The following is a 25,504-nucleotide window of genomic DNA, read 5'->3' as shown; positions in this document are numbered from 1 at the left end:
GACTTTTCAATGACTCGTGAATGGGTAACTGAACATGTCTACGAAGATATCAAATATGAATCTTACAACGGCATCGCAAAAATTACAATTAATCGTCCTGAAGTGCGTAATGCATTCCGTCCAAAAACAACAGCGGAAATGATTGACGCATTTTCTCGCGCGCGTGACGATTCAAAAATCGGCGCAATCATCTTAACAGGTGAAGGCGAAAAAGCTTTCTGCTCAGGCGGAGACCAAAAAGTACGCGGTAACGGTGGTTACGTAGGTGAAGATAATATTCCTCGTCTAAATGTACTAGATTTACAAACATTAATCCGTAAAACACCAAAACCAGTCATCGCAATGGTAGCTGGTTATGCAATTGGTGGCGGACACGTATTACACATCGTATGTGATTTAACGATCGCAGCTGACAACGCTCGTTTCGGTCAAACTGGCCCACGCGTTGGTTCATTCGATGGTGGTTACGGTGCAGGCTACTTAGCACGTATTGTAGGTCACAAAAAAGCACGTGAAATCTGGTTCTTATGCCGTCAATACGATGCACAAGAAGCACTTGATATGGGCTTAGTTAATACAGTCGTTCCTTACGAACAACTTGAAGATGAAACGGTGAAATGGTGTGAAGAAATTCTTACACTATCACCAATGGCACTTCGTATGCTTAAAGGTGCATTTAATGCAGATTCAGACGGTCTTGCAGGTCTTCAACAACTTGCCGGTGACGCTACACTTCTTTACTATACTTCAGATGAAGCAAAAGAAGGTCGCGACGCTTTCAAAGAAAAACGTACACCAGACTTCGGTCAATTCCCACGTTTCCCATAAGAGGGAGATGTTTAGCACGAGTGATTTTTCGCTCGTGCTTTTTTTATACAGAAAAACAAACAAAAGTTTATACATAAAACAATTGTAATAGTAAATCATTCCCATTAAACTAAAGTGGAATAAAGAGGTGAGAGAAATGAAGGAACGAGAATTAAAGTTATTACAAATGATTCGCCATAATCCATATTTGTCTCAACAAGAAATGGCAGAAGCGTTGCACATTTCACGTCCGACACTCGCAAATATTATTTCGAGTTTAATTCGAGAAGGACGAATCGTTGGGAGAGCGTACGTACTTCCGGAAGAAAATAGCATCGTGGCAATCGGTGGAGCAAATGTCGACCGAAAATATCATGTGCAAGGAGCGGTAGCACTTGGTACGTCGAATCCGGTTTCAGCTACGCATAGTATTGGTGGGGTCGCGCGAAACATTGCGGAGAATTTAGGACGACTAGAGCATGACGTACAACTTGTGACAACTGCGGGGAAAGATACAGATTGGCAATGGGTTTATGAAGCATCTAAAGCGTACATGAACTTACAAAATGTCGAGCAACTAGAACATTGTGCGACAGGCTCATACACAGCAATTGTAGACGATGAAGGGGAACTCGTACTCGCGGCTGCGAATATGGACGTATATGATGCTTTACTACCGCAAGTTATTCAACGAAATGAAAGCGCATTCTTAAATGCTTCATGCATTATTGTCGATTTAAATTGTCCGAAAGAAACAGTCCAATATTTGCAACAATTTGTGATTGATCGATCGATTCCTTTCGTTGTCGTTCCGGTTTCTGGACCGAAAATGAATCGCCTTCCAAGTACGTTAAAAGGGGTCACGTGGTTTATTTGTAATCGTGAAGAAGCAGAAATTTTAACGAATATATCATTAGAAACACCACTTGATTTTGAACGTGCACTGCAAGCTTTACGAGAAAAAGGTGCTGAAAACATTGTCATTACGGCTGGAGCTAAAGGGGTTTATGGTCGTAGGAAAAATGAAAAGCCTATCTTTTTACAAAGCCTACACGTTGACCACGTGCAAGACGTTACAGGAGCGGGGGATGCTTTTGTCGCGGCTGTTATACATATGTGGTTAGCAGATGCTACGTTTGAGAGAGCACTTCAAGCCGGATTAATGAATGCGAAAAAAACATTAGAATCAACAAATACGGTACGTAAAGAATTGACGAAGAAACAACTTAAAATTGAACTGGAGGAAATATAAATGAAAAACTATTTATCATATTCAAAAGAAGTGCAAGAAGGATTAGAAAAAGGGTTGCCAATTGTAGCATTAGAATCGACGATTATTTCGCACGGAATGCCTTATCCACAAAATGTAGAAACAGCACGAGAAGTGGAACAAATTTTACGTGATGCAGGTTGCGTTCCAGCGACAATTGCGTTAATTGATGGTCAAATTAAAATTGGTTTATCAGATGAAGAATTAGAAATGTTCGGTCAAGCGAAAGATGTCGCAAAAGCATCTCGCCGTGATATGGCATACTTATTAGCAACGAAAAAAATCGGTGCGACAACGGTTGCTGCAACGATGATTGCTGCAGAACTTGCAGGCATTGAATTGTTCGTAACAGGTGGAATCGGCGGCGTTCACCGCGGTGCGGAAACGACGATGGACATTTCTGCAGATTTAGAAGAGTTATCAAAAACAAAAGTAGGGGTCGTTTGTGCAGGTGCTAAATCAATTTTAGATATCGGTTTAACGTTGGAATACCTCGAAACGAAAGGTGTACCCGTAATCGGATTCGGCACAGATGAGCTACCAGCCTTTTACACACGTCAATCAGGTTTCGATGTAAACTTTAAATTAGATACACCAGAAGAAGTCGCAAAAGTATTACGTGCGAAATGGAACTTAAATTTAGAGGGCGGTGCAGTTATCGCAAATCCGATTCCTGAAGAAGATGCATTAGATCATGATTTCATTACGAACATTATTGAAAAAGCATTGAAAGAAGCAGAAGAAAAAGGCATTCACGGAAAACAAGTGACACCATTCTTACTCGGTAAAGTGAAAGAGTTAACAGATGGTACAAGTCTTGTAGCCAATATTGCATTAGTGAAAAATAATGCGAAAGTCGGCGCGCAAATTGCGAAAGCTTTACACGCTGCAAAATAAATTGTTTACGTAAAAGGTGTTGCGACTAGCAGAGTCGCAGCACCTTTTTTGCGTACGAATATGATAAAATAAAAGTTCAAGAATGATTAGAGAAGGTGACGATGTGATACCGAACTGGATATTACAACGAGCGATGACTAGTCCGAAGCGAACAGCACTTCGTTTCGAAGGGGAATCGTGGACATATGAACAATTACAGACGATGAGTGAAAAGAAAGCGAAACAATTAATAGCACTCGACATACAGCCAGGAAGTCGTGTAGCGATTTATGCATCGAGTACACCAGCTATCATTTGGATGATGGCAGCTTGCATGCAATTACGCTGTGAAATGGTGTTATTAAATTTACGCTTATCTAAAGCAGAAGTAGCTTATCAAATGACCGATGCGGCAGTAGAAGCCGTATTAGTGGAGGATGAATTGCTACAACGATTACCTGATACGGACGTTGCTGTACATACGTTTAGCACAATTGAACGTATGACACCGCAACACGCAACATTTGAGAAAGAATGGCAAGAAGACCAAACGGTAACGATTATGTACACGTCGGGTACAACGGGGTTTCCAAAAGGTGTGCGCCAAACGGTTAAAAATCACGTATGTGTTGCGACGTCTTCATTATACAATACAGGACTTGTCGAACAGGATAGTTGGATTTGTACCGTTCCGTTATTTCACATTAGCGGTTTTTCGATGTTTGTGAAATGTTTATTACACGGCGTACGCTTAGATTTATATCGCAAATTTGATGAAGAAGCGGTATGTGATCAACTAATAGAAGGCTCGGCTGTACGTATGTCAGTCGTCGCCGTTACGCTACAACGCATTTTAAGCGAACTTGAAAAAAGAGGACAACGTGTATCACCGAAGTTTTTAACGATGCTTGTAGGTGGCGGTCCTGTACCTGAAAGTTATTTGAAGCGTGCGATTGATTGTGGCATTCAAATTTCTCAAACGTATGGTATGACAGAAACATCTTCTCAAACGGTTACATTAGCGAGTGAAGATGCTCTTCGTAAACTTGGCTCTGCTGGAAAGCCGCTCTTTTTCAATCAATTACGAATTGATGGAGCACAACAACCGCGTGAAATTGGTGAGATTTGTATTAAAAGTGATCAAGTAACACCTGGGTATGTTGGTCGATTTGAAGGGAAGTCTAGTACGGTCGAAGGATGGCTACATACGGGAGACCTCGGCTACGTAGATGAAGAAGGATATTTATTCGTCGTAGATAGACGTTCGGATTTAATCATTTCAGGTGGCGAAAACATTTATCCTGCCGAAATTGAAAATGTATTGGCGAGTCATGCAGGCATTCAAGAAGTCGGAGTGTGTGGTGTGACATCTGATGAGTGGGGGCAAGTACCTGCCGCTTTCATCGTGCCAAAAGAAACAATTGATTGTGAAGAAGTGAAACAATTTTGTGCAGAGCGTCTTGCACGATACAAAGTGCCGAAACATTTTTATATCGTTGAAAAGCTGCCACGTAATGGCTCTAAAAAGTTAATGCGTCGTAAATTGAACGATTTATTATAAGATGAAAAACCAGCGTGATCTCGAAATCACGCTGGTTTTTTTGTGAAATTAATCGTGGTCAATCCAGTTTTGTAAAAATGGAATGAACGTACGAGAAGCAGGTGACAAGCTTTTAATTTCAGTTTTTGAAGCGACACCAATTGTACGTACACAGTTGTCGTCAATCGGTCTGCAATCGATTTCATTTACGTGATCTTGAATGAGCAGTTCAGAAAGTAACGTAATTCCGAGACCACGTTTAACCATTGCGATAATGGCTTCGTCTCCACGGATTTGGTACGTAACGTTCGGATGAACACGCGCTGCTTTCAAAATAGCTTGTGCATCTTTATGCGTATCGTCATACGGCATAATGCACGATTCTTTTTCAAATGAATGAATGTCGACGGTTTCTTGCTTAGCTAGTGCGTGTCCTTTTGGAAGAATAGCTAACATGCGGTCGTCTTTTAACGGTAAGAAATGATAATCGTCCGTCGGTTGAATCGTACCAATCGCAAAATCAATGCTACTTGCTTCTAGCCACTCATGAATTTCGCGGGAGTTCCCTTCGAAAAGTTGGATGGCGATTTTCGGATATTTTTCATGGAATAATTTTAATACTTCAGGCATCCAGTGAACGCAAACAGATGCATATGCTCCAATCCGCACTGTACCAACGTCCAGACCGTGAATTGCATGAACGGCTTCAGATAAATGTTCGTAGCGTACGACGATATCTTCCATAATCGGTAGTAGTTGTGTACCGTTATCGGTCGGTTGTACGCCGCTTTTACTTCGAATTAAAAGAGCAAAACCGTAATCTTCTTCTAAGCTATGAATCATATGACTAATGCTCGGTTGTGTATAGTCTAAAGCCTCGGCAGCTCTCGTTAAGCTACCATATTTTACAGCGGCAATATATGCTTTTAATTTTAATATACTCAAAAAGGTCACCTTACTTATAAGTTTTTTGTATAGATAGCATTGAATAAATTCAATTTACTAATATTAAAAATATCACTACAATTAGAATGAATCAAGCAATATTTCTTATAAAAATACGGTGATTTCAAACAAATGGAACTGGGTAGGAATAAATGTTCTGAAGTAGCACATATGTGACGAAAAACTTTCGATTTGAAATCAGAAATAGAATACTAAAAGGTGGAACATAAAAAATGATGGGGTATGTTATTCAATTTATAATCGGTGGTACGGTTATGCTATTGGCATCAATGTTAAGTCATTCAAAATATTTATTTCTATCGGGTGTTATCACATTGCTACCAATTTTAACGTTGATGAATTTAAATTTACAAGTACATAATATGTCGCAAGAAACATTTCATTTAACACAAAAAAATGGTATTTTAGGTGCGATCGGTATGATTGTATTGATGGTGTGTATTTATTATTTATCTGGATTTATGAAACCTGTTCAAGCTGTTTTAATCGGTGTCGGTGTATATGTGGCCTATATGATTGTTTCGAAAGCAGTATTCGCCGTATAAAAGTCATCTATTATAAAAAGCATTATGAAAAGAGCCGTTATGATTTTTAAATCGTAACGGCTCTTTCTATTAGACGAGTGTTTTATTTTAGTCTCTTTCTTTGTTTACGCTCATATACGTACGCATTGCACGTGTCACCGTTTTAAATAAATATTTTTTCGGCTGAGCCATTGATTGAGAAGTAGACGTATCGTCATCGACAATCGCATGCAATTCGGTGAAATAAGGGCGCAGTAAAAGCGCATCTTCAATTAAAGCACTAATGAGCATCGTCGGAACACCGTGAGCGCTTGCTCTTTTTTGAATGCCGAATGGTGCTTTTCCGGATAGTGTTTGAGCATCTGATTTTCCTTCGCCTGTTATAACGAGGTCTGCTTGTGCTAAAAAATATTCAAAACGAATGGCATCGAGTACGACGTCAATGCCTGATTTTAAAGTAGCGGGGAAGAACGCTAAAAACGCACCCCCGAGTCCTCCAGCAGCACCAGCCCCTTTAGCGTAGTGTAGAGACAGACGCCCACTTTCTTCAATGATGTTAGCAAAATGGATGAGTGCATCATCAAGAAGGCGGACGATGTTGTCGTTTGCCCCTTTTTTGAGGACCGAAAATAAAACTCGCCCCGTTCGGACCGATGAAAGGATGTTCGACGTCACAAGCAATCGTAAACGTACATTGATGAATGCGTGGATCGAAATGGCTGTCATCTATTGTAGTGAGAAGCGGAAGCTCATGAGGGAATGTAATTTCCTTCTTATCAGCCGTCAAAAAACGCATTCCTAAAGCACGTAACATACCGAGACCACCATCATTCGTTGCGCTACCACCGATGCCGATTAAGAACTGTCGTTTTCCGAGTTCTAGCCCGTGACGAATAAGTTCACCTGTTCCAAAAGTCGTCGCAAGAAGTGGGTTTCTTTCCGTTTCTTTTAAAAGGGGTAAGCCAGACGCTTTCGCCATTTCAATGACGACAGTTTGTTCGTCACCTAGTAGACCGAAGCACGTTTCAATCGGGCGATGAAGTGGATCTTGAACAGTTCTATATATGAACGTTCCTCTCGTTGTGTCGATGAGTGATTCCAATGTACCTTCACCACCATCAGCAACGGGGAGTAGATGTAATTCGGTGTTCGGATCAATGGAATGAATAGCTTCTGCCATCGTTTGTGCCACTTCACGAGCTGTTAAAGAACCTTTAAAGGAATCTGGACTAAGGATGATTTTCATACAATGTCACCTCTCATCTCGAAAATAATTGATTAGAAAACCCCTCGAAAAATAAATTCGAGGGGTTTTTATAGGAATAAGAAAGCTTATTTAAAAGCTTGAGCGGCTTTTACTGCTTTTTTCCAACCACTGTATAAATGATCACGGTTTTCTTCTTCCATGTTCGGCGTAAATTGGTGGTCTAAATTCCAATATTTTGAGATTTCATCTGTTGAATTCCAATAGCCAACTGCTAAACCAGCTAAGTAAGCTGCGCCAAGAGCTGTCGTTTCATTAATGACTGGGCGGTCTACAGGAACGTTTAATAAGTCTGATTGGAATTGCATTAGGAAGTCATTCGCAACAGCACCACCGTCAACGCGTAGTTTAGCTAATGGAATGTTGGCATCTGCTTCCATCGCATCTAAAACGTCTTTCGTTTGGTAAGCTAAAGATTCTAGCGTCGCACGAACGAAATGTTCTTTTGATGTACCACGTGTTAAACCGAATACCGCACCGCGTACGTCAGAATCCCAATACGGTGTACCGAGACCGACGAAAGCAGGAACGACATAAACACCATCGGTTGAGTCTACACGCTTTGCATACGCTTCTGAATCTTTTGCATTGCGGAACATACGTAGTCCATCACGCAACCACTGAATCGCAGAGCCTGCTACGAAAATACTTCCTTCTAGGGCATATGTAACTTTGCCATCTAAGCCCCAAGCGAGTGTTGTTAAAAGACCGTTGTTTGATTTTACGGCTTTTTCACCTGTGTTCATTAACATGAAGCAACCCGTGCCGTACGTATTTTTCACCATACCTTCTTCGAAACAAGCTTGTCCAAATAAGGCAGCTTGTTGGTCTCCAGCAGCACCAGCGATTGGAATTTCTTGTCCGAAGAATGTTGTCGTGCTCGTATGACCGTATACTTCAGAAGAAGGGCGAACTTCAGGAAGCATAGAAGCAGGAACAGTAAGAATTTCTAATAATTCCTCGTCCCATTTTAAATCATGGATGTTGTACATAAGCGTACGTGAAGCGTTTGAGTAGTCTGTTACGTGAACAGCACCTGCAGTTAATTTCCAAATTAACCACGTATCGATTGTACCGAAAAGTAAATTGCCAGCTTCCGCTTTTTCACGTGCGCCTTCCACGTTATCTAAAATCCATTTTACTTTTGTTCCTGAGAAATAGGCATCGATTAGTAAGCCTGTTTTGTCTCGGAACGTATCATTGTAACCGTTTTCTTTCAATTCATCACAAATGTCTGATGTTTGACGAGATTGCCATACGATTGCATTGTAGACAGGCTTACCTGTTGTTTTATCCCAAACGACTGTCGTTTCACGTTGGTTCGTGATCCCGATACCAGCAATTTGTGAAGCTGAAATATGTTTGTCTGATAAAACAGTTGCGATACAAGATAAAATAGAAGACCAAATTTCTTCTGCATTATGTTCTACCCAACCAGATTCAGGGAAGTATTGAGGGAATTCTTGTTGATACGTATGAAAAATTTTCCCGTCATGGTCAAATAAAATAGCACGTGAGCTCGTTGTACCTTGGTCTAAAGCTAAAATATATTTTTGTTCTGTCATATCAATTACCTCCGAAAGTATGAATTAGTCTTCTTCTGTAATATTTTTTGCAGTCGCTTGTGCACCGATGAAAATAAGGAGCACGATGACAGCGAAAATCCAAAATGCGATAGATGATTCGCCTAAGAAAAATTGTTTGTAAAATAATGCGCCGAATACACCACCGATAATTGGACCGACGATAGGAACCCATGCATAAGACCAACCAGAAGGACCTTTACCTGGAATTGGTAAGAATGCATGCGCAATACGTGGACCAAGGTCACGAGCAGGGTTGATGGCATATCCAGTAGGACCACCAAGTGCCATCCCGATAACAATAATTAACATACCGACTAAAAATGGATTTAAACCGTCTGTGATTGTATTGCCACCAAGTGCTAAAATACCGAGAACAAGTGCGAACGTACCGACTAATTCAGCAAGTAAGTTAGAGAATGGATGTTTAATAGCAGGAGATGTAGAGAACACGGCTAGTTTGGCGTCTTGATCTTTCGTGCCTTTCCAATGTGGTAAGTAAACGAAATAAACGAGTACAGCACCTAAAATAGCACCGATTAGTTGAGCTAAAATGTACATTGGTACGTCTGCCCAAGGGAAATTACCAATTGCAGCTAAACCGATTGTAAGTGCTGGATTTAAATGCGCACCACTAATGCCACCTACAGCGTAAGCCGCCATGGCAACTGCTAAACCCCAAGCAATTGTAATGACAACCCAACCGCCACCTAGACCTTTCGATTTGTGTAATGAAACGCCGGCTACGACGCCACCACCGAATAAAATCAGAATCATCGTTCCGACTAACTCAGCTGTAAAAGTTGACATATTAAGTTCCCCCTTTGTAATTGTTACGTAAAAAGGAAAAGGAGCACACATTTAAACGAACTGTAAAAAACCAGCCATGCATAAATGTGAGCCCCGACACCTTATCACGTACATATGAACTTACCTACATTTTAGAGAAGAAAACATACATCGTCAACTTATTTCTTGAAATTATCCCATAATTCTTTATTTGAGGTAGTAACCGCCACCGCTCCGGCTGAGAGCGCTTCCACTACATTTGCTCGTTCACGAATTAAACCACCTGTTATAACAGGGATTTTTGTATGATTATAAACTTCTTCAATCATGGAAGGGATAATGCCAGGTAAAAGTTCAATATAATCGGGATTGGCTTTTTCTATGAGTGAATAACTTTTTTCTAATGCAATTGTATCGATTAAAAAGACACGTTGTATAGCGACAATGCCGCGAGATTTGGCTTTGATAAGAATGTTAGAACGTGTCGAAATAATACCTGCAGGACGAATATCATTACATAAAAAATCAGCTGCGAAGTTATCGGTTTTTAACCCATGAATTAAATCGGCATGAATAATTAATTTCTTTCCTCTTCGCTCTGCTTCTCTTTTTAAAGAGATGAGGTGACTAATATGAACTTCTAACAAAACGATGTATTCAAAAGGGCTCGTTAATACGTGATCAAATTGTTTCACTGTACGAGCCGCAGGAATAATTTGTTGGTTATCAAAATGCATCAAATCGCTCACTTTCTATTTGTGAAAAAAGCTGCCCTTTCTCATAAGGACAGCTTCTTTGTTTCTTTCTATTATAGCTTATTGTGCAGTCGTTGCACGTGTGATTTCTTTCGTTAAATCCGCTTCGTAGCGTGTACGTTGTTCTGATGACCAAGCGAAAACTTTTGCCATTTCATCCAAAACAGCTTCTTTATAGTCGATGACTTGTTGAATGTTGAAAAATAGATTGCCTGTACGGCGAATCATAAAATCATTCGGATGTACGACCATTTCATGTTGTATTGCATATTGTAGCTGTCCATATAAGCCTTGTGGAAGAGTAGGATGAGGTACTTTTGCATAGCTGAATACCATATCGACATTCGCACCGTATAAATGTGCAAGGTGACGTGCTTCGGCTTCTTCTAATCCGATGTTCATACCCATTTGTGTACGTTGTTCAATGAAATATTCTAAATTCGCAGAGCCACCAACATCGCCACCTGAAATCGGAATATGTTTTGTTTGGCACGGTTTAGCTGAAATATTATATTGTGTTTGCAATTGCTTTGCAATCGCATCTAAGACGTTTTCAGCCATTTTACGATAGCCAGTTAATTTCCCACCCGCAATCGTAATTAAACCGCTCGGAGATTCCCACGTTTCGTCTTTACGAGAAATTTCCGATGGGTTTTTACCTTCTTCATGAATCAACGGGCGGACACCTGCCCAGCTCGATTCGATGTCTGCATCCGTTACTTGTACAGAAGGGAACATGTAGTGAATGGCTTTCATAATATAATCACGATCTTCTTGTTTAATGTCCATGTCACGTTGGTCGCCTTCATAAAACGTGTCCGTTGTGCCGACGTACGTTTTGCCATTACGGGGAATCGCAAACACCATACGTCCGTCAGGTGTATCGAAGTATACGGCTTGATGAAGAGGGAATTTCGATTCGTCGAACACGATGTGTACACCTTTTGAAAGAATTAAATGTTTCCCGTTCACATGCCCATCAATTGAGCGAACATCGTCTACCCACGGACCGGCAGCGTTGATTACTTTTTTCGCTCGTACAGGGAATGTGCTTTGTGTTACGAGGTCTTTCGCTACGATGCCATTTATTTGTTTGTCATTCGTATACGTAAAGTCTTCTGCTTTTGCATAGTTAAGAAGAACAGCTCCTTTTTCAATGGCAGCTTTTGCGACCTCAATCGTTAAACGAGCATCGTCTGTACGATATTCTACGTAAACGCCACCACCGAGTAAGCCATCTGTTTTAACAAGTGGTTCTTTTTGTTGCGTTTCAAGAGCTGATAGCATCGAACGACGTTCAGAACGTTTAACGCCTGCTAAGAAGTCGTATGTGCGAAGTCCAATATTCGTTGAGTATTTGCCAAACGTACCCCCTTTATGGAAAGGAAGAAGCATCCAAACGGGTGTCGTAACGTGTGGTCCATTTTCATAAACGACCGCGCGTTCTTTCCCAAGCTCAGCAACTTCTTTTATTTCAAATTGTTTTAAGTAACGCAAGCCACCATGAACTAATTTTGTCGAACGGCTAGATGTTCCTGCAGCAAAGTCTTGCATTTCAACTAGTGCGACAGATAAGCCACGAGAAATCGCATCGAGGGCAATTCCACAGCCTGTAATCCCACCACCGATGACGAGTAAATCAAATGATTGATTTTGAAGTTGATCGATTGTTTGTGTACGTTTTAAAGCAGATGCAGTTGTGCGCATGTATAATTCCTCCTATAGGCATGAAAAAAAGAGACCATTAAAAGCATATGCACGGCGCATACGTTTCTAATGGTCTCTCAATCACTCAAACCGATTTATTAACTTGTCCTTATTGTATAGAAAAGAAACAGAAAATTCAAGTAAGAAGTCTTTTATTTTAGAACGGTTTCAAATGTTTTTAAATTATCTTCCATAATAGAGAAGTAATCACGTTTTGCAGCGATGTCTTCTTTCGTTAAAACGCTTAAGTTATTCACAGTCATCTCTTTTGCACCGATATCATTTTGGATAACCGTAGCAAGTTTAGATGATACGTTTTGCTCGAATAAAATGTATTGAATGTCATCTTTTTTCGCTTGTGTTACGATGGCAGCTAATTGTTTTTGTGTCGGTTCATCTTGTGAGTTTAATCCGGCAACGGAAACTTGTTTTAAACCGTAAGTTCCAGCGATATAGCCGAATGATGCATGTGAAACGTAAAATTCTTTTTGTTTCGCAGCAGTAGCCATTTCTTTATACTCGTTATCTAGATTTTTTAGTTTTGTTACGAGTTTTTTGTAGTTTGCTTCGTAGTCTGCTTTATGTTTCGGATTTTTTTCTACGAGTGAATCTTTAATTGACAGTGCTAAATCTTGACTAATAACAGGTGAAAGCCATACGTGAGGGTCGATATTGCCGTGATGATGCTCATCTTCTTCCTCATGGTCATGTTCTTCTTCTTGTGTTGCTGTACTAACGTGGAATTTTTCTTCATCGATGTTTTTAGTCGTTTCAACTAATGTTACGTCTTCTGTTTGCAATGTTTTTTTCGCATTGTCGACGAAACCTTCAAGACCTAAGCCAATGTAGAAAAATAAGTCGCTATCTGCTAGTTTCATCATGTCTTTTTGTGTCGGGTCGAACGTATGCTCATTCGTTCCAGGTGGGTAAATGCTATTTACAACGACGTGTTCGCCACCGATTTGTTCTGTGAAATATTGAAGCGGATATACAGTCGTATAAACATTTACTTGCTCACTTGATGCTTTTTTAGTCGTATTATTTCCACAAGCAGCTAAGACAATCGCTGTAACGGCTATGAGGAATAATGGGAGAATTTTTTTCATATGGAAAGTCACCTCTATAAGTACGTGTAATTTTTAAATAGTAATGATTACGATTTGTTTTTAATAACAAAGAATACTATACCGTATTCATTACGATTTGGCAACTGCAAAATAAAAAACCATCGAATTATTTCTTTTTCGATGGCCATTCTAGTGGAACAGGGTCGTAGCCGCCTTTACAAAGCGGCTGACAACGTAAAATACGTTTAATCGTTAAATAGCCACCTTTGAAAGCACCATACCTTTCAACAGCTTCAATGCCGTAATTCGAACAAGTTGGATGAAAGCGACAACTTGGAGGGGATAGGGGCGAGATGACTTTTTGATAAAAACGAATAAGGCGAATTGCGAGTTTCTTCATATTAAAACGCTTCTCTCTTTTCTTAATAAGCAAAGTATATCAAAAAAAATTCAGATTGCCTCGTGCAATGCATCAAAATTCACTAAAGAAGACGATACTACTATTAGAGGAGGCGAAGAGATGGACATTCAATCAATTATGTCGAGTCAATTGATAGAGTTACAACAAACGGTGCAGTTGAGCGTTATGAATCAAGCGATGAATATGCAAACGTCTGCTGTAGCAGAGCTGATGGAGCAAATGCCACAACAAAACGTTTCGCTCGATCCGAACGTCGGACAGCGCGTAGATTTTTCTATTTAATACGATACAGATAGGAGCTTGGAGTGATTGTTGCTTCAAGCTCTTTTTTATAGGTCGTTTTCAATGGAACGTTTTCTATTAAATATTCGTCCTTCTTTATTATGAGTTCTTTAACGACAGTTGATGAATGGTACGAACTTTTGTACACTTATGAATACGAAGGAGTGTGAATGTTATGTTTTCATATACAGATTTGCACGGTAATGGAGTAGAACTTTCATTTAAGAAAAATGCTTTTGCTTTAACACCATCTCATGTGCTCGTATTAGCAAAAATGAATGGGAAATGGCTTTTAACGAAGCATCGTGTAAGAGGATTGGAATTCCCAGGTGGGAAACAAGAAGAAAATGAAACGTTAGAACAAGCAGCAGAACGAGAAGTAATGGAAGAAACAGGTGCGACTATTGAAGATATTCGCTGGTTTGCAACGTACGTCGTTCAGCAAAAACCTGCATTCGGAAAAGCGGTCTTTTTAGCAAATGTAACAAAGGTCGAAGAAAGAGAATGGATGGAAACAGAAGGCGCGGTCTTTTTAACAGACGATGAATTGATGAGTTGCGAGATGTTGAGCTTTCACATGAAAGATGTTGGTATGCAAAAAATACTTGAGAAGGTACGTGAACGTGAAGATCAATGGTCATATTGAGCAAAGTAGACCGTATCCGTCACCGAATCCGACTGTTTCTTTAACTGAAATTACATATTGGTCGGAATCGGTTCTCGTCAAAGGCTTGCTCGCTATCCCGAATAAAGAAACGACAGATGGCTTGTTATATTTAAGAGGGGGCATTCAAGGTGTCGGAATGGTCAGACCGGCACGGATTGCTGAAATTGCGAGTGAAGGAATGGTCGTATTTGCCCCTTATTACCGAGGAAACCGTGGTGGACAAGGCAAAGATGAATTTGTCGGAGTTGACCGCTATGATGCTGTAAATGGTGTCGACGTCTTAAAGCAATTCGTGAATGGCTCACTTCACGTATTTGCGTTTTCAAGAGGGGGCATTATGGCCTTATGGACAGGGATTTTACGTCAGGATATTACTTCGATTGTGACATGGGGCGGCGTATCTGACCTTTTATTAACGTATGAAGAGCGAGTTGATATGCGCCGTATGATGAAGCGGGTAATTGGTTCGCCTCAAAAGTATCCAGTCGTTTATGAAAAGCGGACACCCCTTAATCGTATAGGAGAAATCACATGCCCCGTTTGCATTATTCATGGAATGAAAGACGACAATGTATCGTTTGAGCATGCGACGAGATTAGTTGATGCGTTAGAAAGAGAGCAGAAACGATATGTAACGTGGTTTTACGAGACGTATACACATTACTTTCCGATGAAAATGAATCATGAAGTTGTGCAAAGAGCATGTGCATGGATGAAAAATCAAACGTAATACACAAAAAAGCATTCCAGATGGAATGCTTTTTTTTATTGCATCAATGTTGTAATCGATGCGTTACGTATAAATAGCGTTTACATGTTGTGACGAATACGTAAGGAAGCGTAGCTTGCCATTTTTTATAACGTAATGATAAGCGTTGGCGTATAGCCTTTTTACCGACTTGGGGTAGCTTCAATCGCTGTAAATTGCAATTGATTAGCACTCGTCGGGTTATGTTCTACGATTGTTTCATAATACGTATATGAGAACACGAAAAAGTACGAACAAAATAACAGTCATTTCATTCAATTATTCAAGTAACGAAGTCTCCTCTAAAATCAGTGTACTTATAATACGCTTTACGTACTGAAGAAGTTTCATTTTACGAGTAAATAAAAAAGAAGCATTCAATTTGAATGCTTCTTTTTATAAGATGACGATATCGATTAGTAATCGTTCGTCAGATTAAACGCGAGGGGCACCATTTTGCATAATGCCTTCAGCGACTGTACCGAATTTTTTAAAGTTTTCGTGGAACATACCTGCAAGTTTTGTAGCAGTTGCATCGTATTGTTCTTTGTTTTCCCAAACGTTACGTGGGTCAAGAATTTCAGAAGGAACGCCTTCGATTTCAGTTGGAATTTGTAGACCGAAGAATGCATCTTCTTTTTTGAATGCATTGTCTAATTTTCCATCGATTGCTGCGCGAACCATCGTACGTGTGTAAGAAAGTTTCATACGGCTACCTTCACCGTATTGACCACCAGACCAGCCAGTGTTTACTAAAAATACGTTCGCTTCATGTTCGTCAATTTTTTGACCTAACATTTCAGCGTATTTTGTTGCGTGTAATGGCATAAATGGAGCACCGAAGCAAGTAGAGAATGCCGGTTCAGGTTCTACAACACCACGTTCTGTACCAGGAATTTTAGAAGTGAACCCTGATAAGAAATGATACATCGCTTGATCTTTCGTTAATTTTGAAATGGGAGGTAATACGCCGAAAGCATCTGCTGTTAAGAAAATGATTGTTTTTGGATGACCTGCCACAGAAGGATCGACGATGTTGTCGATGTTTTGGATTGGGTAAGCTACACGTGTGTTTTGTGTATATTGTGCATCATCGTAATTTGGAATACGTGTCGCTTCATCTACGACAACGTTTTCAAGTACTGTACCAAATTGGATGGCATTATAAATTTCAGGCTCTTTTTCAGCTGATAAGTTTAATGTTTTCGCATAGCAACCGCCTTCGATGTTGAATACACCGTTGTCTGACCAACCGTGCTCGTCATCACCGATTAATTTACGGTCTGCATCAGCAGATAATGTCGTTTTACCTGTACCAGATAAACCGAAGAATAAAGCAACGTCGCCTTCTTCGCCAACGTTTGCAGAACAGTGCATTGGAAGAATGCCTTGTTGAGGTAATAAGTAGTTCATAATACCAAAGATTGATTTTTTCATTTCGCCAGCGTATTCAGTTCCGCCGATTAAAACGATTTTCTTTTCAAGTGATACGATAATGAATGTTTCAGATTTTGTACCATCAATAGCAGGATCTGCTTTAAATGTTGGTGCAGAAACGATTGTGAAGTCAGCAATATGATTTGCAAGTTCTTCTTGTGTAGGACGAATGAACAGTTGGTGTGCAAATAAGTTGTGCCAAGCGTATTCGTTAACGACTTTGATTGCTAAACGTGATTGTTCGTCAGCACCAGCGAAACCGTTGAATACGAATACTTCATCTTTTTGTTTTAAATAATTCACGACTTTTGTATACAATGAATCAAAAACTTTTGAAGAAATCGATTGGTTTACTTTGCCCCAGTCGATTTGATTTTTAGAACATTCTTCGTCAACGAAAAATTTGTCGCGAGGTGAACGACCTGTATATTTACCAGTTAATGCACGTACAGCACCATCGGCAGTTAAAGTTGCTTCGCCACGAGAAGTAGCTTTTTCAACTAATTGTGCAACAGACAATTGATCCTTAATATTATTTCCAGCTAAAAGTTCAGCTAATTCATTCGCAGTTTCTACTGAGTTCATGTTTCGTACCATCCTTTTTGTATTTTTTATGAGTAAGCCCTATAGGCTAAGTGTTTAATTTATTATGGAATTAGTATAACACATTAAAAACAATAGTCTATACTAATAAGCGATTTTTTAAAATTTTATTTGAATATGACAAAAACGTTAACAATCAGAAAATAATGCGCTCAAATAGAAAATATGTTACATCATATTTATTTTATTTACCCGATAATTAGTATGTTTAAATTCAATTTTGCTGTAAAATTAAGAAAATTTATTAGGTTATACTCATCTATAAAAAACTTGAATTAGCGATTATAATAAGCCGTTTAGAAATTAAGTGGAAAGATGATAAAAAGTTGACTTTCTCGTATGAATCTATTAACATTGACAAATGAACGGATACTCTTATCCCGAGCTGGTGGAGGGTCAGGCCCTGTGAAACCCGGCAACCTGCATGTGAATTCACGACATGCGTTGGTGCCAATCTGATGCAAGGATTTTCCTTGAACGATAAGAGTGAAAGGTGCTTACGAAATCATCCCTTTCCTCATATACACTATGAGAAAAGGGTTTTTTTTATGAATCGATTGTCATTGCAATCGCCAATCTCGGCACTTTCTATAATACTCGTGTAAAAGCAGCTTAGGCTGGCTTGGCATTTAATAGGAGTTTCTTCTATATAAATGCAACACGGATAATGAGTACCGTATCTAAACAGAACTCGTATAGGAGGAAACAATACAATGGCTCAACGTCGACTATTTACATCAGAAAGTGTTACGGAAGGACACCCAGATAAAATTTGTGACCAAATTTCAGATGCAATCTTAGATGCTGTTTTAGCAAAAGATCCGAATGCTCGTGTAGCATGTGAAACGACTGTTACAACTGGTTTAGTTTTAGTAACAGGTGAATTAACAACTTCTACTTATGTAGACATGAAAGGAATCGTACGCGATACGGTAGCACAAATCGGCTACACTCGTGGTAAATACGGTTTCGATGCAGAGAACTTAGCAGTGTTAGTTGCTGTAGGTGAACAATCTCCTGATATCGCTCAAGGTGTTGACCAAGCATTAGAAGCTCGTGAAGGTTCTATGACAGATGAAGAAATCGAAGCAATTGGTGCTGGTGACCAAGGTTTAATGTTTGGTTACGCATGTAACGAAACACCAGAACTTATGCCATTACCTATTTCTTTAGCACATAAATTAGCTCGTCGCTTAACAGAAGTTCGTAAATCAGGTTTACTTTCATACTTACGTCCAGATGGTAAAACACAAGTTACTGTAGAATATGATGAAAATCAACATGCTGTACGCGTCGATACAATCGTTATTTCTACACAACATGATGAAGAAGTTACTTTAGACCAAATCAAAGCAGACTTACAAGAGCATGTTATTAAACCAGTCGTACCAGCGGAATTATTAAATGATGATACAAAATACTTCATTAACCCAACAGGTCGCTTCGTAATCGGTGGACCAAAAGGGGATGCCGGTCTTACAGGTCGTAAAATCATCGTAGATACTTACGGTGGTTATGCACGTCACGGTGGTGGTGCTTTCTCTGGTAAAGATGCAACAAAAGTTGACCGCTCTGGTGCATACGCAGCACGTTACGTAGCGAAAAATATCGTAGCAGCTGGTCTTGCAGAACGTGCAGAAGTTCAACTTGCTTATGCAATTGGTGTTGCACAACCTGTATCGATTGCGATTGATACGTTTGAAACAGGTAAAGTATCAGAAGCAGAATTAGTAGAAGCTGTACGTGAATTATTCGACTTACGCCCAGCAGGCATTATTAAAATGCTTGATCTACGTCGTCCAATTTATAAACAAACAGCTGCCTACGGTCACTTCGGTCGTACAGACTTAAATGTTCCTTGGGAAGATACGAATAAAGCAGAACAATTAAAAGCAAAATTCAACGCATAACACGTATATGTTTTGAAATGAAAGCCATCCTCTAATAGGATGGCTTTTTTATATGTCTATTTCCACGTAACGTATTCCATTCATTTCAGAATCGTGAACATTTCATTTGATTGATTCGATAAACCTAATGAGATGAGTTGTTTTTAGGTTAAAAAGTATTGTATATTTAACATAATGTTGCTTATTTTACTTCGTAATTATTTGTTAATGAGATATTAGTAGAAATATTTACGTGATGAGTTCGATAGTAGTAATACAAAATCTACGCAGTACGTATAAAGAATGGATGATGTTTAATGGAAGTTCTATCTACTGAACAACAACAAGTTTACTTTCAAATGGCAGAACAGCTAGAGTATGAAGGTGACTTAGAATCTGCAGAAGAGATTTATACGCTCGTTATGTCGAGTGCTTTTGATGTACAAGATTTTCCTCTTTATATTGAAAATGCGCTTAGAATTATGTCAATCGATGTAGAACTTAGAAAGTACGACGATGCATACAGTTTGACGGAAATCGTTAAAGATTCGATTGAACAGTACGCTTCTAAAGAACAAATGATTATTTTCGAAAATATTCGTTTAAGTGTTAGACATCACCTTCAACTAGAAGGGGTCATCGCACCGTATGAAAGACTTTTACAAAGTGCCTATGCGAGTGAAAGTATTCAACAAATCATTAATGTAGGTAATAATTTAATGGATTGCTATTTAGAAAAAGGCTATGTAGAAGATGCCATCGTTTTGATTGAAAGCATGAAGTATTACGTAGAGGATTCAGATCAATTAAAAGATTCTATGGGGGCTTTTTCATATTGGATTAACTTTTATAATGTTTATTTGGATTATGAAAATGTTGAGAAAATGCATGAAGCGTTATTGAACATAGAACAACTAACTATATTAGAGAGAATGCCACGACTGATTTACCGCTATTGGGCAGCGAAAGCTTTTTATGCACTGATGACGGATTCGTATGAGGTTGCTAAATATTATTTCCAAAAAGCGTATCATTCAAATGAACATAAACATTTACTTATTCCGATGTTAGAAAAATGGTTGCAACTTATTCAAGAGCGACAACTTATGCAAGATGTTATTTATTTTCAAACGTTATTAATTGAAGCGTTGAAAAATAAAGTAATGAAAGAAGATAATGTCCATCGTGGACGTATGATTGCACAAATGTCGAATGTTGCATTGGAGAGGAAAATGCATATTGACCGATTAACAGGTGTGAAAAATCGAACGTATTATGAAGAACTATTAGATAAAAAATGGCACGTTACACAGTATACATTCGCTATTTTTGATATCGATCGATTTAAATCGGTGAACGATAATTACGGGCATTTAGTCGGGGATCAGGCGATTAAATGGTTAGCTTCTATTGCGAATGAATGGAAACCATTTCCGGACATAGATGTCGTACGATATGGGGGCGATGAGTTTATTATTATGTCACCACATCCTGTTGAACGAATGATTGATGCGTTAGAAAGTTTGAGAGAATATGTTATGAATCAATATTTTTTGATTCGTGACACAGGGGAGAAAATTAAACTGACAATTAGTATCGGGGCTTGTTATGCTACGGACGAAGCAGCGACGATGGAAGAATTATTTAAGCAAGCGGATGTCGCTTTGTACGAGGCGAAGAGAAGTGGTCGAAATCAATTGTTAAGTTATTCTTATAAAAAAGAACCGTCAAAATCTGAATGATTTTGACGGTTCTTTTTATAATTATTTTTGTTCGCCTAAGTTGAATGAAGTAAATGTTTCAGCGATTTTTTCGAAAGCAAGTTCTTCGTCAGAACCGTTTACGTTAATTGTTACGTCAGAACCAGCAGGAACGCCTAAAGACATAACGCCTAAAATTGATTTTAAGTTAACGTCTTTTTCACCGAATACAAGTGATACGTCTGATTGGAATTTTGAAGCCGCTTTTACTAGTTCAGCAGCTGGGCGTGCGTGTAAACCTTCTGGTGCAGTAATTGTAAATTGTTTTGAAATCATATTAAATTTCCTCCTTGATTATAAATGAATGTTTTTGAAAGATAGTGACTGTTTGTGATTGATTTTACTGTAAAAACAAGGTAAAATCAACAAAAAGAGCGGTTAAACGCAGAAAATAGGTGATAAGATGCTCGTTTCAGAACGACAGACACTCATTTTACAACTATTGAATGAACAAAATTCGATGAGTGTGCAGCAATTGATGGATGCAACGAATTCATCTGAATCGACAATTCGACGAGATTTGACTGAACTTGAACGTTTAAGAAAGCTAGAGCGCATTCATGGCGGCGCAACACTACGTGATTTATCAGCGACAGAAAAGACATACGATGAAAAATCGGTTGAGCAATTAAATGAAAAACAAAAAATTGCGGCGTATGCGGCTTCGCTCGTACAAGACGGTGATTGCATTTTCTTAGATGCTGGCACGACAGCTTATCAAATGATTCCTCATTTAGCGAATAAACAAATCATTGTCGTTACAAACAGTTTGACACATTTATCACTGCTGCATCAATTCGCAGTGAAAACCTATGTAATTGGTGGTCTTTTAAAGAATAACACACAAGCCTTCATAGGTGCTAATGCTACGATGGCATTAAAGCAATATCATTTTGATAAATGTTTTCTCGGTGTGAATGGCTTTGACGAATTAGCGGGTTATACGACGGCAGACCCAGAAGAAGCTTCTGTGAAAGCACAAGCTATAAAACAATCTGATCGAGCGTATGCGTTAGCGGATTTTTCTAAGTATAAAATTCTGAAATTTTCAAAAATAGCATCGATCGAAGAAGCGGTTGTTATTACGGATGGTCCTGAGCAACTGTTGCATCGACTGTTCGAAAAAACGGAGGTAGTTTGCCTATGATTTACACGATTACATTTGCACCATCTATTGATTACGTAACGTACGTTGATACATTTCATGTAGGGGCATTGAATAGAGCAAAAGAAGTACGCTATTTTGCAGGTGGTAAAGGTATTAATATTTCCAGATTATTAAAGCGCTTTCAGTGTGATACGGTAGCACTTGGATTTGTCGGAGGCTTTAGTGGCAATTACGTGAAAGATTGTTTGGCAGAAGAAGACGTCGCACAATCGTTTATATCAATTGCAACACCGACACGAATTAATGTGAAGTTGAAAGCAAAAGAGGAAACCGAGTTGAACGGCCCGTCACCGAAATTAACAGTTTCTGAGCTGAACGAATTGAAACAACAACTTCAAGAAAAATTAGTAGAAGGAGATTGGCTCATTATTTCGGGTTCTATTCCATCGACGGTGGACGAAACTTTCTTTGAATTCATCACGCAACTATGCGAGCAAAGAAAGGTCAAATGGGTTTTAGATACGTCAGGAACGGCCTTAGCATCGTACATACGATATAAGCCGACATTAGTGAAACCGAATGAGCATGAATTAGCCGAACTTGTCGGTGAAAAAATAACGACGTTTGAGCAAATCGTACAAGCGGCGAAAAAATTAGTAGCACAGGGAATTCGTTTTGTCGTCGTATCGCTCGGTAGTAAAGGCGCTGTTTGTGTAACGGAAACAAATGTCATTCGAGCAGAATCACCGAAAGGCGTTGCGGTTAATACGGTGGGGGCAGGGGACTCTGTCGTCGCGGCAATGACTGCAAAACTAGTAGAAGGAACTTCGCTCATAGAAGCTTTCCGTTATGGGGTTGCAGCAGGAAGTGCGACAGCATTTAGTGAAGATTTATGTCATGGAGAAGAAGTAGAAGCGTTAGTATCACAAGTAATCCTACACGAAGGGGTGTAACAGATGAACGTCACACAATTATTAACGAATAACACGATTTTATTAGATGTAGAAGCAGCAAACAAAGAAACGAGTTTATCCATCGTTGCAGCAAAATTAAAGGAAGCGGGAAAAATTAAAGATGAGAAAGCGTACGTGGAAGCGTTACTCGTACGAGAAAGTCAAGGTTCTACGGGGGTAGGGGGAGGCATTGCGATTCCGCATGCGAAAACAGCTTCCGTTATAGAACCAGCAATTGGTTTTGCGCGATTTAATACACCTGTAGCGTATGATGCGTTAGACGACGAACCGATTGATTTAATGTTTATGATTGCAGCTCCAGATGGGGCGAATAATTTACATTTAGAAGCACTCTCACGACTTGCGACGTACTTAATGGATGAGCAATTTACAGCACGTTTAAGAACAGCTACTTCTATAGAAGAAGTGATTCAAATTGTTGATGCGAAAGAAGCGGAAGAAGCACGACCGAAAACAGATACGCTTGAAAATACGGCAGCGAAAGTGAAGATTTTAGCGGTTACCGCTTGTCCGACAGGTATTGCCCATACGTATATGGCAGCAGAGAAGCTTGAGGAAGTAGCGAGAGAAAAAGGCTATGCAATCAAAGTGGAAACGAACGGATCGAGTGGTGTTAAAAATGAACTAACAGCTGAAGAAATTGAAGCGGCAGACGCGATTATTGTAGCAGCGGATACGAAAGTTGCGATGGCACGTTTTAATGGGAAGCGCGTCATTCAAGTTCCAGTAAGTAAAGCGATTTATCATACGGATGATTTATTGGAAAAAGCAACTGATCAAAATGGACCTATATATAATAGTACAAACACGAATACGGAGATGGAAAAAAATGTGTCTCAAGGAATCGGCTCACAAATTTATAAGCATTTAATGAATGGTGTTTCAAATATGCTTCCATTCGTCGTCGGTGGGGGGATTTTAATTGCTTTATCTTTCTTTTGGGGTATTCATTCCGCAGATCCATCGAGTTCACAATACAATGAATTTGCGTACATGTTAAAAACGATTGGTGGCGGGAATGCCTTTTACTTAATGGTTCCTGTACTTGCTGGTTTTATTGCGATGAGTATTGCAGATCGACCAGGTTTTGCGCCAGGTATGGTCGGAGGTTTGTTGGCGATTACGGTAACGAATGAAGCAGGGGCGAATTCAGGATTTTTAGGCGGCTTACTAGCTGGTTTCTTAGCAGGTTATATCGTACAAGGATTGAAAGTAGTATTTGCTAAATTACCGAAGTCACTTGAAGGAATTAAACCGATTTTACTGTATCCGTTGTTCGGAATTGGTTTGGTTGGGCTTGTGATGATGTTAGTGAATCCACAACTTACGAAACTGTATACAGCGTTTTCTGATTTATTAAATTCTTTAAATGGTTCTAATATTATTATTTTAGGTATTGTTTTAGCAGCGATGATGGCATTTGATTTAGGTGGACCGCTAAACAAGGCTGCTTATACGTTCGGTGTAGCGATGTTAGACACAGGAAATCATTACATTATGGCAGCTGTTATGGCAGGTGGCATGGTTCCACCACTAGGCGTTGCAGTTGCGACAACATTGTTTAAAAATAAATTTACGAAGCAAGAACGCGATGCTGGCAAGACGAGTTATGTGTTAGGCGCAAGTTTTATTTCCGAAGGAGCGATTCCATTTGCTGCATCGGATCCACTGCGCATGATTCCATCATTTATGATTGGTGCGGCAGTGACGGGGGCATTAACGATGGCTTTCCATATCGGGCTTCCTGTTCCACACGGTGGTGTTTTCGTTATCGGATTAATCGATGGCGGACTGAAACAAGCGCTCCTTTATATTGTCGCTATTTTAGTCGGAACATTCGTTTCTGCTTTACTAATTGGTTTATTAAAAAAACAAAAAGTGAATACAATATAAAACAGGAGATCTTCTCGTTTTGAGAAGATCTTTTAGAGTGAATTTTCAGAAAGTTATTGTCTTATAATAATGCAAAAATGCTAGAATTATGGTATAACAGCTAATAAATAGTATTTTTTGCGAAAATTATGGCGATTTTCACAATTTGAATACTAAAGGTAACTTAACCGAAAGGGGGCGGTTCCGTATAAAAATTCAAGTGATTGCAGTTTTTTGCTAAATTTAGTAAAAAAATAGAGTTTTAAGTTTCATAAAAATCATTTTAAAAAAACCATTTCAATAAGGTGTACACAGAACGTTCAAAAATAATCAAAGAAAATGTGAAAAAATCAAGTTTCCTATTCTTTTAGTGTCTTGTAAGGTTTATAATTCAAAATGAATTGTAAAGGAAGGTTGATTCACTTCTACGTGAATGGTTTGTGAGCTTGGGTTTCCTAATTCTTTAAGTTTAAAGTACATAAAATCGGATTCGTGTTTTTTTACGAAACTGCAATTATAAAAGAATCTGGTTTACTTTGAATGATAGAGATGGGACACAAATGCAATCATCCCGCACATTCACACATATTTTTTG

24 protein-coding genes and 1 riboswitch are annotated in these 25,504 nt (G+C 39.2%); of the genes, 13 read left to right on the top strand and 11 right to left on the bottom strand.

All coding sequences use genetic code 11. From position 1 onward, the window contains the following. Window positions 1–9 precede the first annotated feature (9 nt). The 4 genes from menB to KSHG_RS07400 all read left to right on the top strand — a co-directional run bounded on the left by menB (window position 10) and on the right by KSHG_RS07400 (window position 4,514). A complete protein-coding gene (gene menB, locus KSHG_RS07415; protein WP_010303969.1) occupies window positions 10–828 on the top strand; it encodes a 1,4-dihydroxy-2-naphthoyl-CoA synthase in 819 nt (272 codons plus the stop codon). A 136-nt stretch (window positions 829–964) separates the two neighbouring features. After that, window positions 965–2,059 (top strand): carbohydrate kinase, encoded by a 1,095-nt coding sequence (locus KSHG_RS07410; protein ID WP_010303965.1) that lies wholly within the window; start codon window positions 965–967, stop codon window positions 2,057–2,059. Next, complete coding sequence (locus KSHG_RS07405; protein ID WP_010303962.1) at window positions 2,060–2,974, top strand: pseudouridine-5'-phosphate glycosidase; 915 nt, start codon at window positions 2,060–2,062, stop codon at window positions 2,972–2,974. 103 nt (window positions 2,975–3,077) lie between these two features. Next, on the top strand, window positions 3,078–4,514 hold the full coding sequence (locus KSHG_RS07400) for an o-succinylbenzoate--CoA ligase (protein ID WP_010303958.1): 1,437 nt from the start codon (window positions 3,078–3,080) through the stop codon (window positions 4,512–4,514). A 48-nt stretch (window positions 4,515–4,562) separates the two neighbouring features. Here KSHG_RS07400 and KSHG_RS07395 read toward each other — a convergent pair whose 3' ends face one another. After that, the gene (locus KSHG_RS07395) at window positions 4,563–5,447 is read right to left on the bottom strand and encodes a LysR family transcriptional regulator (protein ID WP_235728349.1); all 885 of its coding nucleotides are present in this window, start codon (window positions 5,445–5,447) and stop codon (window positions 4,563–4,565) included. Window positions 5,448–5,671: 224 nt separating this feature from the next. On the opposite strand from KSHG_RS07395, the gene KSHG_RS07390 reads away from it, so the two are divergent. Further along, entirely contained in the window at window positions 5,672–6,004 is a 333-nt protein-coding gene (locus KSHG_RS07390; protein WP_010303945.1) for a GlpM family protein, read from the top strand. Window positions 6,005–6,091: 87 nt separating this feature from the next. Here KSHG_RS07390 and KSHG_RS19100 read toward each other — a convergent pair whose 3' ends face one another. The 8 genes from KSHG_RS19100 to yidD form a co-directional block, all read right to left on the bottom strand. Beyond that, entirely contained in the window at window positions 6,092–6,658 is a 567-nt protein-coding gene (locus KSHG_RS19100; protein ID WP_010303942.1) for a glycerate kinase, read from the bottom strand. Continuing rightward, window positions 6,564–7,229, bottom strand: coding sequence for a glycerate kinase (locus KSHG_RS19095; protein WP_010303939.1), 666 nt, complete (start codon window positions 7,227–7,229; stop codon window positions 6,564–6,566). The genes KSHG_RS19100 and KSHG_RS19095 overlap by 95 nt, the downstream gene beginning before the upstream one ends. 86 nt (window positions 7,230–7,315) lie before the next feature. Then, window positions 7,316–8,812, bottom strand: a complete 1,497-nt coding sequence (gene glpK / locus KSHG_RS07380; RefSeq protein ID WP_010303936.1) for a glycerol kinase GlpK — start codon at window positions 8,810–8,812, stop codon at window positions 7,316–7,318. Window positions 8,813–8,836: 24 nt separating this feature from the next. Then, on the bottom strand, window positions 8,837–9,640 hold the full coding sequence (locus KSHG_RS07375) for an MIP/aquaporin family protein (protein WP_010303933.1): 804 nt from the start codon (window positions 9,638–9,640) through the stop codon (window positions 8,837–8,839). Between the two features lie 158 nt (window positions 9,641–9,798). After that, window positions 9,799–10,356: a glycerol-3-phosphate responsive antiterminator gene (locus KSHG_RS07370; RefSeq protein WP_010303930.1), complete on the bottom strand. Its 558-nt coding sequence runs from the start codon at window positions 10,354–10,356 to the stop codon at window positions 9,799–9,801. A 78-nt stretch (window positions 10,357–10,434) separates the two neighbouring features. Continuing rightward, entirely contained in the window at window positions 10,435–12,081 is a 1,647-nt protein-coding gene (locus KSHG_RS07365) for a glycerol-3-phosphate dehydrogenase/oxidase (protein WP_010303926.1), read from the bottom strand. A gap of 152 nt (window positions 12,082–12,233) precedes the next feature. Then, a complete protein-coding gene (locus KSHG_RS07360) occupies window positions 12,234–13,187 on the bottom strand; it encodes a metal ABC transporter solute-binding protein, Zn/Mn family (protein WP_010303923.1) in 954 nt (317 codons plus the stop codon). A 127-nt stretch (window positions 13,188–13,314) separates the two neighbouring features. Beyond that, window positions 13,315–13,548: a membrane protein insertion efficiency factor YidD gene (yidD, locus tag KSHG_RS07355; RefSeq protein ID WP_010303921.1), complete on the bottom strand. Its 234-nt coding sequence runs from the start codon at window positions 13,546–13,548 to the stop codon at window positions 13,315–13,317. Between the two features lie 120 nt (window positions 13,549–13,668). On the opposite strand from yidD, the gene KSHG_RS07350 reads away from it, so the two are divergent. The 3 genes from KSHG_RS07350 (at window position 13,669) to KSHG_RS07340 (ending at window position 15,248) form a co-directional block, all read left to right on the top strand. Then, window positions 13,669–13,851, top strand: coding sequence for a putative motility protein (locus KSHG_RS07350; RefSeq protein WP_010303919.1), 183 nt, complete (start codon window positions 13,669–13,671; stop codon window positions 13,849–13,851). Between the two features lie 175 nt (window positions 13,852–14,026). Then, complete coding sequence (locus tag KSHG_RS07345) at window positions 14,027–14,497, top strand: NUDIX domain-containing protein (RefSeq protein ID WP_010303917.1); 471 nt, start codon at window positions 14,027–14,029, stop codon at window positions 14,495–14,497. Further along, complete coding sequence (locus KSHG_RS07340; RefSeq protein ID WP_010303916.1) at window positions 14,475–15,248, top strand: alpha/beta hydrolase family protein; 774 nt, start codon at window positions 14,475–14,477, stop codon at window positions 15,246–15,248. The genes KSHG_RS07345 and KSHG_RS07340 overlap by 23 nt, the downstream gene beginning before the upstream one ends. Before the next feature lie 453 nt (window positions 15,249–15,701). On the opposite strand, the gene pckA is transcribed toward KSHG_RS07340, so the two are convergent. Continuing rightward, a complete protein-coding gene (gene pckA / locus KSHG_RS07335) occupies window positions 15,702–17,288 on the bottom strand; it encodes a phosphoenolpyruvate carboxykinase (ATP) (RefSeq protein WP_010303914.1) in 1,587 nt (528 codons plus the stop codon). Between the two features lie 390 nt (window positions 17,289–17,678). Beyond that, window positions 17,679–17,793, top strand: a riboswitch (SAM riboswitch). Window positions 17,794–18,019: 226 nt separating this feature from the next. On the opposite strand from pckA, the gene metK reads away from it, so the two are divergent. Both metK and KSHG_RS07325 read left to right on the top strand, forming a co-directional pair. Next, window positions 18,020–19,216: a methionine adenosyltransferase gene (metK, locus tag KSHG_RS07330; protein ID WP_010303912.1), complete on the top strand. Its 1,197-nt coding sequence runs from the start codon at window positions 18,020–18,022 to the stop codon at window positions 19,214–19,216. A 296-nt stretch (window positions 19,217–19,512) separates the two neighbouring features. Further along, window positions 19,513–20,937, top strand: coding sequence for a GGDEF domain-containing protein (locus KSHG_RS07325; protein ID WP_010303910.1), 1,425 nt, complete (start codon window positions 19,513–19,515; stop codon window positions 20,935–20,937). Window positions 20,938–20,958: 21 nt separating this feature from the next. Here the strand turns inward: KSHG_RS07325 and KSHG_RS07320 are convergent, their stop codons facing one another. Beyond that, complete coding sequence (locus KSHG_RS07320) at window positions 20,959–21,231, bottom strand: HPr family phosphocarrier protein (RefSeq protein ID WP_010303908.1); 273 nt, start codon at window positions 21,229–21,231, stop codon at window positions 20,959–20,961. Between the two features lie 127 nt (window positions 21,232–21,358). On the opposite strand from KSHG_RS07320, the gene KSHG_RS07315 reads away from it, so the two are divergent. The 3 genes from KSHG_RS07315 to KSHG_RS07305 are packed head-to-tail and all read left to right on the top strand — an operon-like array spanning window position 21,359 to window position 24,930. Next, window positions 21,359–22,102: a DeoR/GlpR family DNA-binding transcription regulator gene (locus tag KSHG_RS07315; RefSeq protein WP_010303906.1), complete on the top strand. Its 744-nt coding sequence runs from the start codon at window positions 21,359–21,361 to the stop codon at window positions 22,100–22,102. Next, window positions 22,099–23,016 carry a 1-phosphofructokinase gene (pfkB, locus tag KSHG_RS07310; protein WP_010303904.1) on the top strand — a complete coding sequence of 306 codons (918 nt, stop codon included), beginning with the start codon at window positions 22,099–22,101 and terminating at the stop codon, window positions 23,014–23,016. The genes KSHG_RS07315 and pfkB overlap by 4 nt, the downstream gene beginning before the upstream one ends. A 3-nt stretch (window positions 23,017–23,019) precedes the next feature. Then, complete coding sequence (locus KSHG_RS07305) at window positions 23,020–24,930, top strand: PTS fructose transporter subunit IIABC (RefSeq protein WP_010303901.1); 1,911 nt, start codon at window positions 23,020–23,022, stop codon at window positions 24,928–24,930. Window positions 24,931–25,504 lie beyond the last annotated feature (574 nt).

Origin of the sequence: Kurthia senegalensis, from assembly GCF_000285595.1 — a bacterium.
Classification (GTDB): Bacteria; Bacillota; Bacilli; order Bacillales_A; family Planococcaceae; genus Kurthia; species Kurthia senegalensis.
Note: the sequence above shows the minus strand (reverse complement) of the source record. Positions and strands in the feature narration are given on the sequence as shown.